16 protein-coding genes are annotated in these 16,089 nt (G+C 66.7%); 7 read left to right on the top strand and 9 right to left on the bottom strand.

All coding sequences use genetic code 11. The annotated features are described in order from the left end of the window. Positions 1-8: 8 nt before the first annotated feature. Positions 9-1,109 carry a mannitol dehydrogenase family protein gene (locus BJF92_RS21575; protein ID WP_075636806.1) on the bottom strand — a complete coding sequence of 367 codons (1,101 nt, stop codon included), beginning with the start codon at positions 1,107-1,109 and terminating at the stop codon, positions 9-11. Positions 1,110-1,472: 363 nt separating this feature from the next. Between BJF92_RS21575 and BJF92_RS21570 the strand changes: the two genes are divergently transcribed. After that, complete coding sequence (locus tag BJF92_RS21570; RefSeq protein WP_075636805.1) at positions 1,473-2,366, top strand: GntR family transcriptional regulator; 894 nt, start codon at positions 1,473-1,475, stop codon at positions 2,364-2,366. Positions 2,367-2,378: 12 nt separating this feature from the next. On the opposite strand, the gene BJF92_RS21565 is transcribed toward BJF92_RS21570, so the two are convergent. Then, the gene (locus BJF92_RS21565) at positions 2,379-2,903 is read right to left on the bottom strand and encodes a hypothetical protein (protein WP_425356484.1); all 525 of its coding nucleotides are present in this window, start codon (positions 2,901-2,903) and stop codon (positions 2,379-2,381) included. 107 nt (positions 2,904-3,010) lie between these two features. Further along, complete coding sequence (locus BJF92_RS21560; RefSeq protein WP_075636804.1) at positions 3,011-3,511, bottom strand: cysteine hydrolase family protein; 501 nt, start codon at positions 3,509-3,511, stop codon at positions 3,011-3,013. 111 nt (positions 3,512-3,622) lie between these two features. On the opposite strand from BJF92_RS21560, the gene BJF92_RS21555 reads away from it, so the two are divergent. After that, positions 3,623-4,558, top strand: coding sequence for a GlxA family transcriptional regulator (locus BJF92_RS21555; protein ID WP_075636803.1), 936 nt, complete (start codon positions 3,623-3,625; stop codon positions 4,556-4,558). A gap of 142 nt (positions 4,559-4,700) precedes the next feature. Further along, the gene (locus BJF92_RS21550; RefSeq protein WP_075636802.1) at positions 4,701-6,128 is read left to right on the top strand and encodes an aldehyde dehydrogenase family protein; all 1,428 of its coding nucleotides are present in this window, start codon (positions 4,701-4,703) and stop codon (positions 6,126-6,128) included. A 65-nt stretch (positions 6,129-6,193) separates the two neighbouring features. On the opposite strand, the gene BJF92_RS21545 is transcribed toward BJF92_RS21550, so the two are convergent. Then, positions 6,194-6,757, bottom strand: a complete 564-nt coding sequence (locus BJF92_RS21545) for a manganese efflux pump MntP (protein ID WP_075636801.1) — start codon at positions 6,755-6,757, stop codon at positions 6,194-6,196. 612 nt (positions 6,758-7,369) lie between these two features. On the opposite strand from BJF92_RS21545, the gene BJF92_RS21540 reads away from it, so the two are divergent. Together BJF92_RS21540 and BJF92_RS21535 are read left to right on the top strand one after the other, a co-directional pair. After that, positions 7,370-7,516 carry a DUF1127 domain-containing protein gene (locus tag BJF92_RS21540; protein ID WP_075636800.1) on the top strand — a complete coding sequence of 49 codons (147 nt, stop codon included), beginning with the start codon at positions 7,370-7,372 and terminating at the stop codon, positions 7,514-7,516. 325 nt (positions 7,517-7,841) lie between these two features. Next, positions 7,842-8,597 carry an SDR family oxidoreductase gene (locus tag BJF92_RS21535; protein ID WP_075636799.1) on the top strand — a complete coding sequence of 252 codons (756 nt, stop codon included), beginning with the start codon at positions 7,842-7,844 and terminating at the stop codon, positions 8,595-8,597. Between the two features lie 77 nt (positions 8,598-8,674). Here the strand turns inward: BJF92_RS21535 and BJF92_RS25665 are convergent, their stop codons facing one another. Beyond that, positions 8,675-8,845: a hypothetical protein gene (locus BJF92_RS25665; protein ID WP_158032259.1), complete on the bottom strand. Its 171-nt coding sequence runs from the start codon at positions 8,843-8,845 to the stop codon at positions 8,675-8,677. 333 nt (positions 8,846-9,178) lie between these two features. Between BJF92_RS25665 and BJF92_RS21530 the strand changes: the two genes are divergently transcribed. Beyond that, complete coding sequence (locus BJF92_RS21530; RefSeq protein ID WP_075636798.1) at positions 9,179-10,294, top strand: ABC transporter substrate-binding protein; 1,116 nt, start codon at positions 9,179-9,181, stop codon at positions 10,292-10,294. A 161-nt stretch (positions 10,295-10,455) separates the two neighbouring features. Here the strand turns inward: BJF92_RS21530 and BJF92_RS21525 are convergent, their stop codons facing one another. The 4 genes from BJF92_RS21525 to BJF92_RS21510 all read right to left on the bottom strand — a co-directional run bounded on the left by BJF92_RS21525 (position 10,456) and on the right by BJF92_RS21510 (position 14,212). Then, entirely contained in the window at positions 10,456-11,157 is a 702-nt protein-coding gene (locus tag BJF92_RS21525; protein WP_075636797.1) for a RibD family protein, read from the bottom strand. An 85-nt stretch (positions 11,158-11,242) separates the two neighbouring features. After that, positions 11,243-12,127: an ATP-binding cassette domain-containing protein gene (locus BJF92_RS21520; protein WP_078058313.1), complete on the bottom strand. Its 885-nt coding sequence runs from the start codon at positions 12,125-12,127 to the stop codon at positions 11,243-11,245. 57 nt (positions 12,128-12,184) lie between these two features. After that, positions 12,185-13,066 (bottom strand): ABC transporter permease subunit, encoded by an 882-nt coding sequence (locus BJF92_RS21515; protein ID WP_078058332.1) that lies wholly within the window; start codon positions 13,064-13,066, stop codon positions 12,185-12,187. Between the two features lie 162 nt (positions 13,067-13,228). After that, entirely contained in the window at positions 13,229-14,212 is a 984-nt protein-coding gene (locus BJF92_RS21510; RefSeq protein WP_075636796.1) for a sulfonate ABC transporter substrate-binding protein, read from the bottom strand. 267 nt (positions 14,213-14,479) lie between these two features. On the opposite strand from BJF92_RS21510, the gene BJF92_RS21505 reads away from it, so the two are divergent. Beyond that, positions 14,480-15,925, top strand: coding sequence for a DUF6880 family protein (locus tag BJF92_RS21505; protein WP_075636795.1), 1,446 nt, complete (start codon positions 14,480-14,482; stop codon positions 15,923-15,925). The last annotated feature ends 164 nt before the right edge of the window (positions 15,926-16,089 follow it).

Genomic DNA, 16,089 nt, shown 5'->3' with positions numbered 1-16,089 from the left:
GTCCTGCTTTATCGGGAAACAATGTTTTGAAGCGTCGGCGCGGGTGTGCCGGCCCAGGCGAGGAAGGCGGCGATGCGCCGTTCGATCTTCACGGCGTGATTGCCGGCAATCTCGGACAGGCGGTGGTCGAGAAAGGGATTGCGGAAGCGCGACAGCGTGGTCTCGACATAGGCTTGCGCCTCCCCGCCAAGGCCCCGCGCGGCAAAGCCGGGCACCACCTCGTCGCGATAGAGCGCATCGAGCCGGGCAGCGATGGCGGGATCGGAAAGGATCGCGCGCACCGTTTCTTCCGTCGGCCGGCCCTCCTTCCGCCAGATGTCCGCCAGAACAGTGTGGCCGAGATTGAGGATATGCAGCTTCAGCCGCTCATAGGGCTCGATATCGGGCGCAAGCACGATGGAGGGATGCGTGCAGGGTGGAACGAGCCCCGGTGCTTCCTCGATCGCCCAGAGTGCATAGGGCTCGGCCACCGCGCCGGCCGGCTCCAGCGGCTCGGAGACGATCCGGTCCACCAGCGTGTTGGCGAAGATCACCTTGGTATCGAGCCAGGCCAGGAAGGCCTCCTCCGCGCCGGCCCCGCGCGCGAGATCGGTCACGATCGCTTTGAGAACCGGGCCGTTGCGGTTGATCAGCTCGCAGGGCAGGATGGTCAGCGCCCGACCGCCCGCTCGATAGCGCGCCAGCAGAAGCTGCGCCAGCTTGCCCGGGAAGGAGGGCAGCGGGGCCGAAGCATCCAGTCCCTGCGCGGCCTCTTCCGGCGCGACGCTATAGCCGCTGTCGCCGGTGTTGGAGAGGATGGTGTCGGCCTGTTCGGCGAAGAGCGAGACGACGTCCGGCCAGTCGGCGGCGGTCGACAGGCCGCGTGTCACGCTTTTCACCTGGACTTCGCGCTCGACCGGCTGTCCGTCCTCCAGTCCGCGAATGCGCACCGGAAAGCCCTCAGGCTTGGAGAAGGCGGCAAGGCGCCCGGCGCGCGCAGCCGAACCCGAAGTCTGGACGATCACGACATCGGGCACGTCCTGTCCAGCCATGCGGGCCTCGTGCAGAAAGAGATCGGCATGGGCCTGGAGGAAGCGGCTGGTGCCGAATTGCAGCAGAAGGCCGCTCATAGGCCCTTCTCCCGGCGCGCGTTACGGCTGCGCAATGGCGTGAAGCCGCGCGGCGCTGCGGCGCGGCCCTGATCCTTGGTCATGCTGTCCTCCCGCGAACGCCTCGATCCCGCGTTCTGTTCTTTTTGGATAAAAGACATCTTGCTTCGCCGCAATCTGTTTTTTAAGTTTAATGAGCAGCCGAAAAAAACAGCGCCGGCCGCAGGTCAAAAAACGCCGTGCGCAGGGCTTTGGCAGGGCCGCTAGAGCATCGGACCGAAAAGTGGGAACCGGTTTTCGGAAAAATCCTATGCAAAAACAGAAATCTAGAGCATCGCAATGAGGACTGTTTTCAGTCCGATGCTCTAGGGGGGAAGAACCGGTGTGAAGACCAATGTGATCTATCGCAGGGCCTATAATCACAGCCTGGACCATCTCGCGGGTCAGGCTCCGGGCGTGGCGCTGCCATCGGAGCCGGCGCTGGCCGCCCTGCTGGGCGTGAGCCGCACGACGGTGCGCGCCGTGCTGGCGGCGCTGGAGGCCGGCGGCATCATCGGGCCGGAGGGTCGGCAGCGACGACTCATACGCCCGCCGCGCCGCAGCGACTATCTCGACGCGGCCGGGCTGGAACCGTTGCCGGAAATGCTGGAGCGCAAGTTCATGGCCTGGATGGTGGGGCCGGATTGCCGCCCGGGCGCGGTCATCAACGGGCTCGATCTCGCCCGCCAGTTCGGCGTCTCTACTTCGGCCATTCGCGAATGTCTGAACAAGTTCAGCCATTTCGGCCTGCTGGAGCGCCAGAGCAACGGCCGCTGGCGCGCGCTCGGCCTGACGATCGACTTCGTTGAAGAGCTGTTCGACATGCGCGAGGTGATGGAGTTTCGCGCCGTCGACCGCTTCGTGGCGCTGCCTGCGGATCATGCCGCCTGGGCAGCGCTGGCGGCCATCCGCGAGGAGCATGAGGCACTACTGTCGGATTTCGCCCGCCGCTACCGCGATTTTTCCGAGCTGGACCACCGCTTCCATCGCCTCGTCAACGGCGTCGCGCCCAACCGCTTTCTCGGCAATATCCATGGCGTCATGTCGGTCATCTTCCACTATCATTATCAGTGGAACAAGAAGGACGAGACCGAGCGCAACCATGTCGCGTTGCACGAACATCTCGATTATATCGACGGGCTGGCCAGCCGCGATATCGACAAGGCCCGCGCCGCAAGCCGCCTGCATCTGGAAACCGCACGCTCGACCCTTTTGACCTCGATCGAGGTGGCTGGCTGAAGGCAGGCGCGTCTACCGCCGCAATGTCAGGTCGCTGGTCACCACTGTCTTGCCGGTCTTCGGGTCACGGTCCAGCGTGCGCAGCTGCAGCCCGTTCTGGCCGATGCGGCGGATGGTCATGCGCGCCTCGCGGTCGCCATTTATCTCCCGGCTCCAGCGCACGCTGAAATCCAGGCTGTCGCCGCTGCGCCGTCCCGAGAGTGCTGCGGGCCGGCCCGAGGGGCCGGTATAGCTGCCGGCATAGCGCGCGCCGGCGCGGGTGATATCGGCGGACACTGCCCGGCGCACCACGAGCAGGCCGCGGCAGCGCCCGGACATGGCCAGCGCGCGGGCGCTGGCCTTGCTGTCGAAGTCGCAGGTGACCCGGATCGGCGCGCTGCCGATGCGGGTGATGACGGTGCCGCCGCCCGTCCAGCGCCCGCCCAGTGCCGGCAGGAAGTCTTCCTCGGCAGCCATGGCCTGCGTGATGGCCGATGTGGATGTCAGGCTGCCGGCCAGGATCAAGGCCGTCAGGGCTGCGCGGATTGCCGGAACCATGCCTGCTCCTCCTTTTCGTGTTGAAAAGGCACAACGCGTCACCGGTCGCTGCGTTCCGCCCCTTCAGCCCCCCGCACGGCCCGCGCCAGGACAGCGCCGGGCGCGACCTACCAGAGCTCGGCTGAGGGGCGTACGTCCCGCTTCGAGCCGAGGGCCCGCAGGGCGATCTGGTGGACGATCTCGTTCGGTGCGGTGCAGAGATCGCCGGCAACCGTGATGTCATAGGCGTCGGCCGCGCGCGACAGCGCGGTAAAGACCACGCAGTTCTGGGTCATCATGCCGCAGAGGATTAGGCTGTCGATGCCGGCGAGCTGCGTGCTGAGATCGGTGTCCTGGAAAGCGTCGGCCTCATGCTTGACCACCTGCGGGGCGGCACCGGCCGCCTCCACGATCGCCGGCCGCAGCGCGGCGCCCAAGCTTCCTGCCGCAAACAGTCCCGCCCCGGCGGGTGCTTCGTGGCGCACCAGGATTACGCGGTCACCGGCCGCGCGGGCTTTGGCGATGGCCGCGATAATGGCGGCCTCCGTGGCCTCCGTCTGCCAGAGTGGCAGTTCGCCACCGGGGAAATAGCTGTTCTGAATGTCGATGACAATCAGGGCGCGCGCCATGACGACACTCCTTTCTGCAAGTCGGCCTGCCAGTTGAAACAGCGCGATCCTGCGGCAGAAGCGACCGGCCTATCACTGGCCTGATCGCCAATTTTCGGGTAAATCGGGCCAATGCGCATCGCCGTTCTCGCCTATGACCGGATCAGCCCCTTCATGCTCTCGACACCGCTGGCGGTGTTTGCCGAGCCGTTTCTGGCCGGTGGTCATCAGCTGGAGATTTGCGCGGCCACGCCACGCCTTTCCGCCACAGGCGGTCTGCACATCGAGGCGCCGGCTGCGCTGGACGCGAGCCTGCTGGCCGATGTCGTCATCCTGCCGGGCTGGCGCGATGCGCAGGAGCCCGTGTCTCCCGACATCGTGGCGGTCCTTCGCGCGGCGGGCGAGCGGGGCGCGCTTGTGGTCGGCCTGTGCCTGGGCGCCTTCGGGCTCGCGGAGGCGGGGCTGCTCGACAGGCGCCGCGCCACCACGCATTGGGCGAGGGCGGAGCTGTTCGCGGCCCGCTATCCCGCAATTGACGTCGATCCGGGCGCGCTCTTCATCGATGAGGGGCCGGTGCTGACCTCGGCGGGAATCGCCGCCGGGCTCGATTGCTGCCTGCATCTGCTCGCCCGTCTCTCCGGCATCGGCGAGGCCCATCGCGTCGCCCGCCACCTCGTGGTCGCGCCGCAGCGCGGCGGCGCGCAGCCGCAACTGCTCGAACGGCCCGTTCCCGGCACGTCCGCCGAGCGGCGCGTGACCGGGCTTCTGGAAAGCCTGCGCGCCGATCCGCTGGAAGCGCCTTCGCTGGACACGCTTGCCCAGCGGGCCTGCATGAGCCGGCGCAGCCTCACGCGCCATATCCGCGCCCAGACGGGCGGCAGTCTCGGGGACTGGCTGAAGCGGGTGCGGCTGGCGCGGGCGCAGGACCTCCTGGTCGCCGGCGGTCGCGGGCTGGAGGATGTGGCCGCCCGCGCCGGCTTCGTCGACGCACAGGCGCTGCGCGCCGCGTTTCGCCAGGAGCTGGGCCTGACGCCGCGGCAATGGCTGGCGCGCCAGCGGCTCGGCTGAGAAAGGCCGGCCGCACCAGCATCAAGCCCGGCGGGGCGAGCGCGAGATTGCCGGGGATGCGGCTGTCTGTGCCCTTGCCTCGCCACCGGGGAACGACAATCATGCCCGCATCAGCCGGTGCGGCGACAAGGAGAGCGCAAGCATGGACAACGCACGCAAATTCTTCATCGATGGCGCCTGGGTCGAGCCGCTCGGCACCGCGACGCTCGATGTCATCGATCCCGCGACCGAACAGGCTTTCGAGACCATCGCGCTCGGCACGGTCGCCGATGCGGAGCGCGCCATTGCCGCCGCGCGCGCGGCCTTTCGCGCCTGGGCCGCAACCGCGAAGGCTGAGCGCCTCGCGGTTATGAAGCGCATCGCCGCGCTTCTGGAGGCCCGCAATGACGAGATGGGCGACGTCATCTCGCGCGAGATGGGCGCGCCGCTCGCCATGGCCCGCAGCGACCAGGCCGGCATCGGCCTCTATCATTTCCAGGAAACCATCCGGGCGATGGAAAGTTTCGCCTTCGACTATATGCAGGGCACCACGCGCATCCTGCACGAGCCGGTCGGCGTGGTCGGCATGATCACCCCGTGGAACTGGCCGATGAACCAGATCGCCGCCAAGGTGGCCCCGGCGCTGGCGACAGGCTGCACCATGGTGCTGAAGCCTTCCGAAATCGCGCCGCTGAGCGCCGTGCTCTTCGCCGAGATCCTGGAGGAAGCGGGCGTCCCCAAGGGCGTGTTCAACCTCGTCCAGGGCGATGGGCCGACGGTGGGCGCGGTGCTGGCCGCCCATCCCGATATCGACATGGTCTCCTTCACCGGCTCGACCCGCGCCGGCATTGCGGTCGCGCAGGCCGCTGCGCCCACGGTCAAGCGGGTGCATCAGGAGCTGGGCGGCAAGTCGCCCTATATCGTGCTGCGCAGTGCCGATCTCGCCGATGCCGTCTCGCTGGGTGTGTCCAAGATCATGGACAATTCCGGCCAGTCCTGCAACGCGCCGACGCGCATGCTGGTGCCGGCCGAGCAGATGGAGGACGCCATCGTCGCGGCGCGCGCGGCGGCGGATGCCATCCGCGTCGGCCCGCCCGCCGATCCCGAAACGCAGATCGGGCCGCTGGTCAGCCAGGCGCAGTTCGACAAGGTGCAAGGATTGATCCGCAAGGGCATCGAGGAGGGCGCGGAACTCGTGGCCGGCGGGCCCGGCCGGCCGCCGCATCTGAATGCCGGCTATTACGTGCGGCCCACCGTCTTCGCCCGCGTCACCAATGACATGACCATCGCCCGCGAGGAGATCTTCGGCCCCGTCCTGTCGATCCTCGGCTATGAGACCGTGGAGCAGGCGATCGAGATCGCCAATGACACGCCCTATGGGCTGGCGGCCTATGTTCAGGGCGCGCCGGCCGAGGCCAAGGCTGTGGCGCGGCAGCTGCGCGCCGGCACCATCCGCCTCAACCGCTCGGCCTGGGACGGCGCTGCGCCCTTCGGCGGCTACAAGCAATCGGGCAATGGCCGGGAATATGGCAAGTTCGGCCTGCACGAATTCACCGAGATCAAGGGGATCGTCGGCGACGGCGACGCCTAATTTCGGCAAGGCTGACGCGCCGCGATCCGAAAGGGACGCGGCGCGCTCCTGCAGGGCGCCTGGGATCAGGCGCTCAGATGCTCGATCAGGATCGACAGGCCGATGCCGACGAGCGCGATGCCGGCCAGCGCCTCGGCATAGCGGCCGAAGCGTTTGCCGATGACGCGGCCGAGCAGCATGCCGCCCGAGGACATGACGAAGGTGGCAAGCCCGATGGCGAGCGCCATGACCAGGATGTTCACGTCGAAGAAGGCAAGCGAGACGCCGACGGCCATGGCGTCCAGGCTGGTGCCGATGGCGGTGACGATCAGCACGGCAAGCGAGCTTTTCGGTGCCGCGCGCTCGGCCTCCTCGCGCTGGCTCCAGGCATTGACCAGCATATGCGCACCGACGGCGGCGAGCAGGCCGAAGGCGATCCAGTGATCCACCGCCTGCACATATTGGCTGGCCGCCACGCCGGCCGCCCAGCCGATCAGCGGCGTGATCGCCTCGACGAGGCCGAAGACCGCGCCGGTGCGCAGGCTCTCCTTCAGCGGCGGACGCGTGAGCGCCGCCCCCCGCCCGACCGAAACGGCGAAGGCATCGACGGACATGCTGAAGGCCAGCACGAGAATGGCGATGGGCGACATGGCTTTTCCTTCGCGTGAGAGACCGCCGCCTTCAAAGATCGGGCGTCGGGGAGAACAACAATTCAGGGCGGCTGGAGCCTCGGAGTCTTCCGAAAACCGGCTCTCGCTTTCCGCTCCGATGTCCTGACAATCGGGCAGGAGCTCAGCCCGGCCCCCGGCACCGTGAGGGCCGGGGCCGGTGCGCCGGCTTCATGCGGGCAGGCCATAGTCAGCGCGGGCGTGCCCGTCAACCGGAAAACTTTTTATAAACATGGCTTTACAATATTCCTCTGGCTAAGTTTCTCAGCCTTGAATGAGATGTGCAGCCGCTTCTTCGATCCCTTGCGCCGCAGGCTCCGGGCAGGGGGCAAAGTCGAGGTTTTCCGTCCGCAGCAGCAATGGCAAGCGGCGTCAGGGCAGGCGGAAGGTAACCGAAAAATATCCATGCAGATTTCGCAAGGGTGATCCCGCATTCCAGCGCTGGTTCGCGGGCGGGGTGCGGCCGTATAGTCAGCTCATCAAACAGGCGGTGCCGAAAACGAAGGCAGCCTGGACAGAGGCCGGCCGGCATGAACGGCGAGACGGGCCTCGCGCACGGGAGCCGCGTCCGGCTCCATTCTTGAGGAGACCATCATGACCTTCGCTCGCTCTTTCGCTGCCTGGCGCAACTACCGCAAGACCGTTACCGAACTCGGCCGCATGACCACCCGCGAGCTGAACGATCTCGGCATCAACCGTTCGGACATTCCGAGCGTCGCACGCTCCGCCGTCCAGCTCTGATCTGAGGCCGCGCGGGCCGGCGGGACCGAATGGTTTGACCGGATCCTGGAGGCCGCAAGGTCGCGGCGAGAATTTTTCAAAGGGCGTGCCACCTGCGTGGCGCGCCCTTTTTGCTGCCGGTCTCTTTGCTGCGGGCGAGGGGCTCGAGAGGATCGGACCCGCAACGGGCGCGCGGCGCGCCGGCGATCGTCCACAGCCTGTCGCGGAAACCAGCCTTGAAGGCTTCCGAAATGCTTTCGGAAGGGACAGAGTTCACGGGAGCCCGACCGCCAGCCCCGGCCGCCAACCCCGGCCAATCGACCGCGCAACCAGAGAGCCCGATTTCATGAGCATCACCCTCTTCGACCTGACCGGCAAGCGTGCCCTGATCACGGGTTCTTCGCAGGGCATCGGGCTGGCATTGGCGCGCGGCCTTGCCGCTGCGGGCGCCGAGATCATCCTGAACGGGCGCAACAGGGAAAAGCTGGAGGCAGCAGTGCAAGACTGCGGCGCGGCCCACAGCCTCGCTTTCGACGCCACTGAGCCTGCGGCTGTGCATGCGGCCATCGATCGCTTCGAGGCGGAAACGGGCGCCATCGACATTCTCGTCAACAATGCCGGCATGCAGCACCGCGCACCTCTGGACGCGTTTCCGGCCGATGCCTTCGAGCTGATGATGCGCACCAACGTATCCAGCGTCTTCCATGTCGGCCAGGCCGTGGCGCGGCACATGATCAAGCGTGGCGCCGGCAAGATCATCAACATTGCCAGCGTCCAGAGCGCGCTGGCCCGGCCGGGCATTGCGCCTTATACCGCGACGAAGGGGGCGGTCGCCAATCTGACCAAGGGCATGGCGACCGATTGGGCCAGGCACGGCCTGCAATGCAACGCCATCGCGCCCGGTTATTTTGAAACGCCGCTGAACGCCGCGCTCATTGCCGATCCGGCCTTCACCGGCTGGCTGGAGAAGCGCACGCCGGCCGGGCGCTGGGGCCAGGTCGAGGAGCTGGTCGGCGCCTGCATCTTCCTCGCCTCGCCGGCCTCCTCCTTCGTCAACGGCCATGTGCTGTACGTCGATGGCGGGATCACGGTATCGCTGTGATGGGACCGTCGCGCGGCTGAGGGCAACGCGCGCCGCCCCGCCGCCATGCTGTCTCCTGGACGGTCGACCGGGCAGGATCAGGGCGGCAATTGCGTCGTGACGAGAAGGTCGGAGGCACTGCCATCGGTCTTGCTGCCTTCGAGATCCTTGCGATTGCGCCTCAGCCATAGCCAGACGATACCCGCGCCCCAGACGGGGCTGGAAACCACGGCAATGCCGATCACCTGTCTCGCCAGCAGTCCAAGCATGGTGAATCTCCCCTTCGTCCGGTGAAAGACATAGGGTCTGTGGCCCGCCATACCAGCGGCGCGGGAGCGCGCTCCCGCGATGTCGACTGCCGCGTCACTGCCTATCGCCCGTTTCCGGGGAATGCGGCGCGGTCGTTGATGAGAAATGGGCGAAGACGGCAAGGTCAATCATGACAAGGCGCGCAAAGCACTGGTCATCGCCGCAATGGCTGGGATATATGCGCGATGGGAACCGAATCCTGTGCCGGAAGACGGGGATAGGGTTTGCTCCGGGGCGTGCGCGCCCGCCTTTTCAAGGCCTCCGTCAGCGAGGCCGCTTCAGGGAGTTGAGACATGAAGAAGATCCTGATCCTGAGCACCGCGCTCGGCCTGCTCATGGGAACGGCCGCACGCGCCGATGACATCACCTTTGCCGTGGCCGCGCCGCTCACCGGGCCGCTGGCCACGATCGGCGACCAGTTCAAGCAGGGCGCGCAGGCAGCCGCCGATGCCATCAACGCCAAGGGCGGCGTGATGGGCCGGCAGGTGAAGCTGCAGCTCGAGGACGACCAGTGCGACCCCAAGCAGGCCGTCTCGGTCGCCAACCGCATCGCCGCCGCCGGCATCGGCTTTGTCGATGGCCATGCCTGCTCGGGGTCCAGCATCCCGGCCTCGGCCGTCTATGCCGAAAACGGCACGCTGATGATGACGCCGGCCTCCTCCAATCCGGCGCTCACCGACGATGCCGCCGCCAAGGGCTGGACCAACATCATGCGGCTCTACACCCGCGACGACGCCCAGGGCGCCTTCATCGGCCCGTGGATCGCCAAGGAATATGCCGGCAAGAATGTCGCCGTTCTCCATGACAAGACGGCCTATGGCCAGGGTATCGCCAATGCCGTGCGCGCGACGATGAACGCCAATGGCCTGAAAGAAGTCATGGCCGAAGGCATCAATGCCGGCGAGAAGGATTACAACGCCCTCGTCACCAAGCTGAAGGACGCCAAGGTCGATGTGGTCTATTTCGGCGGCTACCATCCCGAGGCGGGCCTGATCCTGCGCCAGGCGGCCGAGCAGGGCTTCAAGTTCCAGCTGATCATGCCCGATTCCATCGCCTCGCCGGAGTTCTGGCAGGTGGCGGGTCCCGCCGGCGAAGGCACGCTGTTCGTCTTCCCCGCCGATCCCCAGGCCAAGCCCGAAGCGAAGGAAGCCGTGGAGAAGATCAAGGCCGCCGGCTTCAAGCCGGAGGGCTTCACCCTTTTCTCCTATGCCGTCATCCAGGCCTTCGCTCAAGGGATCGAGCGCGCCGGGTCGGACGATCCGAGCGCAGTGGCCAAGGCGCTGAAGGACGGCAAGCCGGTCGAGACCGTCGTCGGCAGCGTCGTCTTCGACGAAAAGGGCGACCTCAAGAACGCCAGCTACGACATCAACCGCTGGAGCAAGGGCACCTACGCGCCGATCGGCAAATAAGCGGCGCGACAGAAAAGAAAGCGTGAGGCGAACGCCGCTGAGGGTTTTCGCCTCACGCCATTTTTTGACAAAAGCGGGCCGAACATTCCGGCCTGTCGACACCTGTCACAGCCCGTAACGGACGCGACATTGCCGCGCTCTCGGCTGACAATCGCCCTGGCTTAAACGGGCGGCAGCACCTTGTAGTGCAGGTGCACGGCGCCGTGGTCGAGCTTTTCGCAGGCGATCAGCGACAACGAGGCCTTGCCGGCCAGCCCCTCCGGCCCGTGCTCGACCACCCGGTCGCTGCCGGTGCGTGCCTCCAGCGCGGGAGCGACGACGAGACTCAGCTCATCCACCAGCCCGGCCGCCATCAGCGCGCCATTGGTGGCCGCGCCGCCTTCGACCAGGATGCGCGCGATGCCGAGCTCCCGGTTCAGCACCTCCAGCATCGCGCCGACATCCATATCCGAGGTCTCGGAGACGAGATAGGAGACGCCGTCGGCGGCAAGCTCGGCCAGATGGCTGTCCGGCACATCCGGGCCGAGCAGCACGACGAGATGGTCGCCATAGAGCGTTCCCTCCTTGAAATGCAGCTTTCCCGAACGGTCGATCGCCAGCGCGAAGCTTGTTGCCGTGCGGTCGGCGAAATGCGCGGGCCGCTCAGGCGCCGGTGCATCGGCCACCGGATGCGGGCCGGCCTTGGACATCTCGGCCATGGTGGTGCGGCCCACCAGCCAGGCATTGCCCTGGTGGCGGGCATGCAGCGCCTCATAAAGCCGGTGCCAGTCCGCCTTGGTGCCATCGGGGCTGGTGGTCCAACGGCTGGGATGCAGGCTGCCATCCGGCGAGGTGATCATCAGGCAGATGAGGGTCGGCTTCATGCGGGCGCTTTCCTGGCTTCAAACGGTGTCGGCAGGAATGTAGCGCCCGTCGAGGCAGGACAAGGGTGCAAGGGTGGATGAGGTCTTACGCCTCATCGAACAGCGCTGCGAGGATCCGCCCTTCGAGCGCGGCCATTTCCGCGCCGCCATGGCGGCGGGGGCGGGGGAGCGGGATCGGCAGGTCGAGGGCGATGGCGCCTTCGTCGATGACGATCACGCGGTCGGCAAGCGCCACGGCTTCGGTCACGTCATGGGTGACGAGCACGGCGGCAAAGCCTTCCTGACGCCAGATGCGCTCCAGAAGTCGCTGCATGTCGATGCGGGTCAGCGCGTCCAGCGCGCCGAGCGGCTCGTCCAGAGCGAGGATCGCGGGCTTGGCGGCCAGCGCACGGGCCAGCGCCACGCGCTGGCGCTGCCCGCCCGAGAGAACGGCCGGCCATTCGCCGGCGCGGTCGGCCAGACCCACCTCCGCCAGCAGCGCCAAAGCCGTTTCGCGCGCGGCCGGGCCCTTGGAAATGCCCGTCAGCCCCACCTCGACATTTTCGACGATGCGCGCCCAGGGTAAGAGGCGTGGCTCCTGGAACATGATGCGGATGCGCTTGTCCTGCTGCCCGTCGCCGACCGTCAGCGTGCCGTCGCTTGGCTGGTCTAGACCGGTGATCAGCCGGAGCAGCGTGCTCTTGCCGCAGCCGCTCTTGCCGATGATGGCGACGAACTGGCCCTCGGGAATATCGACGTCAATGCCCTTGAGCACCTCCTTGTCGCCGAACCGGCGCTTGAGGCCGCGCAGCGACAGGGCGGTCTTGCGCTCCGTGGCCTGCTCCTGTGCCGGCAGCGCCTCGCGCAGGGCCGGGGCGTCCTCAAGCGGCGCGGGGGCGGCCTGCTTGGCCAGGCCTGCGCCGGCCGAACGGCGGCTTGCGGTGGTCTTGCCGCTTTGCGTGCGGGCGGCGGTAAAGGTGATGGCGGTCATGGACGGGCTCCGGTCGGTTGGGTGAGGGCCGGGAAGACGGGCGGCGGGGAGGAAGGATCACGCCGTCTGGAAGGCGGGGTGCCATTGCAGGAAGCGGCGTTCCAAGAGCCGGGCCAGGCTGTCGGCCAGCTTGCCCAGCAGGGCATAGATCAGAATCGACAGCACCACGACGTCGATCAGCAGGAATTCGCGCGCCTGCATGGCCATGTAGCCGAGGCCGGAGGAGGCGGCGATGGTTTCGGCCACGATCAGCGTCAGCCACATGATGCCGAGCGCATAGCGCAGGCCGACGAAGATCGAAGGCAGGGCGCCGGGCAGGATGACGCGCACGAACAAAGCGGCGCGCGACATGCCATAGGCCCGGCCCATTTCCACCAGCTGGGGATCGACGCTCTGGATGCCGAGCAGCGTGTTGACATAGACGGGGAAGAACACGCCGAGCGCCACGAGGAACAGCTTGGCCTCCTCGTCGATGCCGAACCAGAGGATAACCAGCGGGATCAGCGCCAGATGGGGGATATTGCGGATCATCTGCAGGGTCGTGTCGGTCAGATTGCGCGAGAGCGCCGACAGGCCATTGGCAAGGCCGAGCACCAGGCCGATCGCGCCGCCGATGGCAAAGCCCGAAAGCGCGCGCAGGCTGCTGATCCAGATGTTCTGCGCCAGTTCGCCCGACAGCAGCAGCCGCCAGAAGGCTTCCGCCACGGCGGAGGGCGCGGCCAGAACATTCGGCGAGATCAGGCCCGTGCGGGATGCGGCTTCCCAGCCGATGAGGATGAGCGCCGGCAGGATCCAGCCCGTGGCATTGCCGAACAGCGCCCAGCCGGCACGGCGCGATCCGCCGCCAGCGGCGGGCCTTGCGCGGGCTGCGGACGAGGACTGCGGGCCCGTGCTGGTCGCGGCGGAGGGCAGCGTCGCGGAGGTGGCCGTTTGGGACATGGGCGGAAAGCCTTTCGTCATCGTCAGGAATGCGGGGTCGAGGAATTCCAAGCTTGGGAATTTGGGCTTGGGACTTCGGGTCGTTCAGTCTCGGGCGGTGGGCGAGGCCGACAGGGCGGGGCCCCGCACCTGCCGGCTTCGTCTTTTCGCCGCGCAGACGGCTCAGTTGCCGGCGGGCGGTGTCCAGACCGCTTCGGACACCGTGATCTTCTTCGGGATCAGGCCAAGCCGGAAGAAGCGGTCGGCTGTGGCCTGCTGGCTTTCGATGATGGCGGGCGTGATCGGCTCGATGCCGAACTGCGTGCGGTTGGCGGCCAGCGTCTGGGCCTCCAGCGGCACGCCGGTCACCTCATGCAGGGCCTCGGCCACCTTGTCGCGGTGGGAATCCGCCCAGCCGGCCGCCTGCTTCAGCGCGCCAAGCGTGGTGACGATCTCCTGCGGATGCTCGGCGGCAAAGCCGCGATTGGCGAGGAAATAGGTCTTCACATCCAGGGTCTTGTCCGTGGTCGCCAGCACGCGCACCTTGTAGCGGGTCTCGGCCACGGCGAAGAAGGGATCCCAGACCGCCCAGGCCTCGATCTTGTCGGAGGCGAAGGCGGCTGCCGCGTCGGGCGGGCTCAAATAGACCGGGGTGATGTCCTTGAAGTCCACGCCGGCCTTCTCAAGTGCGGCGACCAGCAGATTGTGCGCGCTGGTGCCCTTGCCGACGCCGATCTTGTGGCCCTTCAGCTCGGCGACACTCTTGATGGCGCTGTCAGGCTTGACGAAGACCGCCTCGCCCGCGCCATTGGAGGGCAGGGCCGCGACATAGGTGATGGCTGCACCGGCCGCCTGGCCGAAGATCGGCGGGGCGTCACCGGTCCAGCCAAGATCGATCGATCCGGCATTGAGCGCCTCCACCAGCGGCGGCCCGGCGGAAAACTCCACCCAGCGCACCGACACGCCTTCCGGCGCCAGCGCCTTCTCGATCACCTGCTGCTGGCGGGCGATCACAGGCAGGCCGGTCTTCTGATAGCCGATGCGCAGTTCCTTCATGCTGGCGGCTTCTGCCCTGACACCCAGCAGGCTAAGATCGGCCGCGCCGGTGCCCATGAGCAGGCCAAAACTGAAAAGAGCCGCACCAAGGGTTCGTCGGGTCCATGCCATCGCGTTCGTCTCCCAATGCCTGCGGCGACCTTGCCGCGGGATCATGAACACAGGCTAGAATAATCACCTATCATTATAGAGTTTATTTGTTTCCCGAGACGTGCGGTTTGGGAAAAGGTTTTTGCCCTGAGCGCGGATTTTTGAGGTGGCTTGTCCGAAGGCCATTCTCAATGCGCTTGCGAGGCTTGCGGCCGGCGCTCCTCTGCTGGCAAACAGAAAGGCGATGCAGGCGGGCAAGGTTGGCCGGTGCAAGGCAGGAGGAATGTCATGGCAGGCAAGCCGGTGGTCAAGATCGACGCCATCACCAAGCTGGGCGTGGAAAAGCTGGCGGCGCTGGTGGCCGGGGAGGCGGAGCGCAATCCAGGCTTCCGCAAGCTGCTCAAGGCGGCGCTCGCCGGCGTCAAGGGTCCCGAGGCCGTGGCCAAGCTTGTCGATACCCGGCTTGCGTCGCTCGAGCGGGCGCAGAGCACCATCAGCTGGCGCCGGGCGCGCAGCTTTGCCCAGGATCTCGATACGATCCGGGTGATGATCGTCGACCAGCTGGCGCCGCTCTCACCGACCATAGGGGCGGATCGGCTGCTGCGCTTCATCGCCAGCCATGAAAGCGTGTTTGATCGCCTGAACGACAGTAGCGACAAGGTGTCCACCATTTATCTCGAGGCGATCGAGACGCTGGCGGAGCTTGCGGCCAAGCTGCCGGCCGAAGACCGGCGGCGCCTGCCGGAGCGGATCATGGCGCGCCTGTCGGATGATGGCTATGGCTATCTGCTGCAGATCGTCAAAGCCGTTGCGCCGACATTGCCGGCAGAGGCGCTCCTGGATTGGGATCAGCGCTTTGCACCGAAATCTCCGGCGGCGGCAAAGCGTGAGGGCGTGGCGGCCTGGGAGTCCGACCGTCGGCTGCTGATGCGCCAGCTCCTGGCCCGGGCGCGCGGCGACCTCGATGCGCTGGTGGCGCTGGAGGCGATGAAGTCGCCGGCGAGCCAGGATGGCTTCACCATGGCGCAGCTGCTCTTCGATGCCGGCCGCTTCGCCGAGGCGCTGGACTGGCTGCGCAAGCCGCGCGAGACGGGCATCCGCTTCGTCCGGCGGCAGGATCTGGCCGATATGGCACCCGCTCCGCCGCATCCCGAAAGCATCGTTCGCGCGCAGCTGGAGGCGCGCATCCTGACGGCCCTCGGCGACAAGCCGGCGGCGCAGGCGCTACGCTGGGCGCGCTTCGAGGCCGAACTGGATCCGGCGATCCTGCGCGACTACATCGCGGCCTTGGGCGACTTCGAGGAGTTCGAGGCGCTGGACAGAGCCTTTGCCCATGCCTTCAACGTCAAACCGCCTGAATTGGGCCTTGCCTTCCTTGTGGTCTGGCCGCGGCTGGACAAGGCGGCGGAGCTGGTGCTGGCCAAGGACCGGCGCTGGGATGGACGGAATTTCGACCTGCTGGCACCCGCAGCCGATGCACTGGCCGAGGAGCATCCCCTTGCCGCGACGGTGCTCTATCGCGCGCTGGTGGACGACATCCTGGCAAGGAGCCGCTCGCAGGTCTATGACCAGGCCGCGATCTTCCTGGCGGTGCTGGATGCCCTCAAGGACAGGCTCGACGCGGACGCCCTTGCGGCGACCGGCATGCCACCGCATCGCGCCTACATGGCCCAGCTGCGCAAGGTCCATGGCCGCAAATATGGCTTCTGGTCGCTTGTCCCCTCAGACTTGTAACGGCCGCCACCGTCGCCCCAAGATGAACTTCCGGTAATTTATATTTAACGTATTTGTAACGCAACATCTTCCGCAGCCGGGTGTTATATGGCTGTGCACGATGACGAATAGATTTCAAAAACATCGCTGCATTGGAGTATCGGACTAAAAATCGGAATTGTTTC

The organism is Xaviernesmea rhizosphaerae, from assembly GCF_001938945.1.
Lineage (GTDB): Bacteria > Pseudomonadota > Alphaproteobacteria > Rhizobiales > Rhizobiaceae > Xaviernesmea > Xaviernesmea rhizosphaerae.
The sequence above is the reverse complement of the archived record's forward strand: the minus strand, read 5'-3'. Positions and strand labels throughout refer to the sequence as shown.

Bases quoted from the DNA above. Each gene is read 5' to 3' on its own strand.
- BJF92_RS21575 (WP_075636806.1), bottom strand. From the start codon at position 1,109: ATGAGCGGCCTTCTGCTGCAATTCGGCACCAGCCGCTTCCTCCAGGCC.
- BJF92_RS21565 (WP_425356484.1), bottom strand. From the start codon at position 2,903: ATGGTTCCGGCAATCCGCGCAGCCCTGACGGCCTTGATCCTGGCCGGC.
- BJF92_RS21560 (WP_075636804.1), bottom strand. From the start codon at position 3,511: ATGGCGCGCGCCCTGATTGTCATCGACATTCAGAACAGCTATTTCCCC.
- BJF92_RS21555 (WP_075636803.1), top strand. From the start codon at position 3,623: ATGCGCATCGCCGTTCTCGCCTATGACCGGATCAGCCCCTTCATGCTC.
- BJF92_RS21550 (WP_075636802.1), top strand. From the start codon at position 4,701: ATGGACAACGCACGCAAATTCTTCATCGATGGCGCCTGGGTCGAGCCG.
- BJF92_RS21545 (WP_075636801.1), bottom strand. From the start codon at position 6,757: ATGTCGCCCATCGCCATTCTCGTGCTGGCCTTCAGCATGTCCGTCGAT.
- BJF92_RS21540 (WP_075636800.1), top strand. From the start codon at position 7,370: ATGACCTTCGCTCGCTCTTTCGCTGCCTGGCGCAACTACCGCAAGACC.
- BJF92_RS21535 (WP_075636799.1), top strand. From the start codon at position 7,842: ATGAGCATCACCCTCTTCGACCTGACCGGCAAGCGTGCCCTGATCACG.
- BJF92_RS25665 (WP_158032259.1), bottom strand. From the start codon at position 8,845: ATGCTTGGACTGCTGGCGAGACAGGTGATCGGCATTGCCGTGGTTTCC.
- BJF92_RS21530 (WP_075636798.1), top strand. From the start codon at position 9,179: ATGAAGAAGATCCTGATCCTGAGCACCGCGCTCGGCCTGCTCATGGGA.
- BJF92_RS21525 (WP_075636797.1), bottom strand. From the start codon at position 11,157: ATGAAGCCGACCCTCATCTGCCTGATGATCACCTCGCCGGATGGCAGC.
- BJF92_RS21520 (WP_078058313.1), bottom strand. From the start codon at position 12,127: ATGACCGCCATCACCTTTACCGCCGCCCGCACGCAAAGCGGCAAGACC.
- BJF92_RS21515 (WP_078058332.1), bottom strand. From the start codon at position 13,066: ATGTCCCAAACGGCCACCTCCGCGACGCTGCCCTCCGCCGCGACCAGC.
- BJF92_RS21510 (WP_075636796.1), bottom strand. From the start codon at position 14,212: ATGGCATGGACCCGACGAACCCTTGGTGCGGCTCTTTTCAGTTTTGGC.
- BJF92_RS21505 (WP_075636795.1), top strand. From the start codon at position 14,480: ATGGCAGGCAAGCCGGTGGTCAAGATCGACGCCATCACCAAGCTGGGC.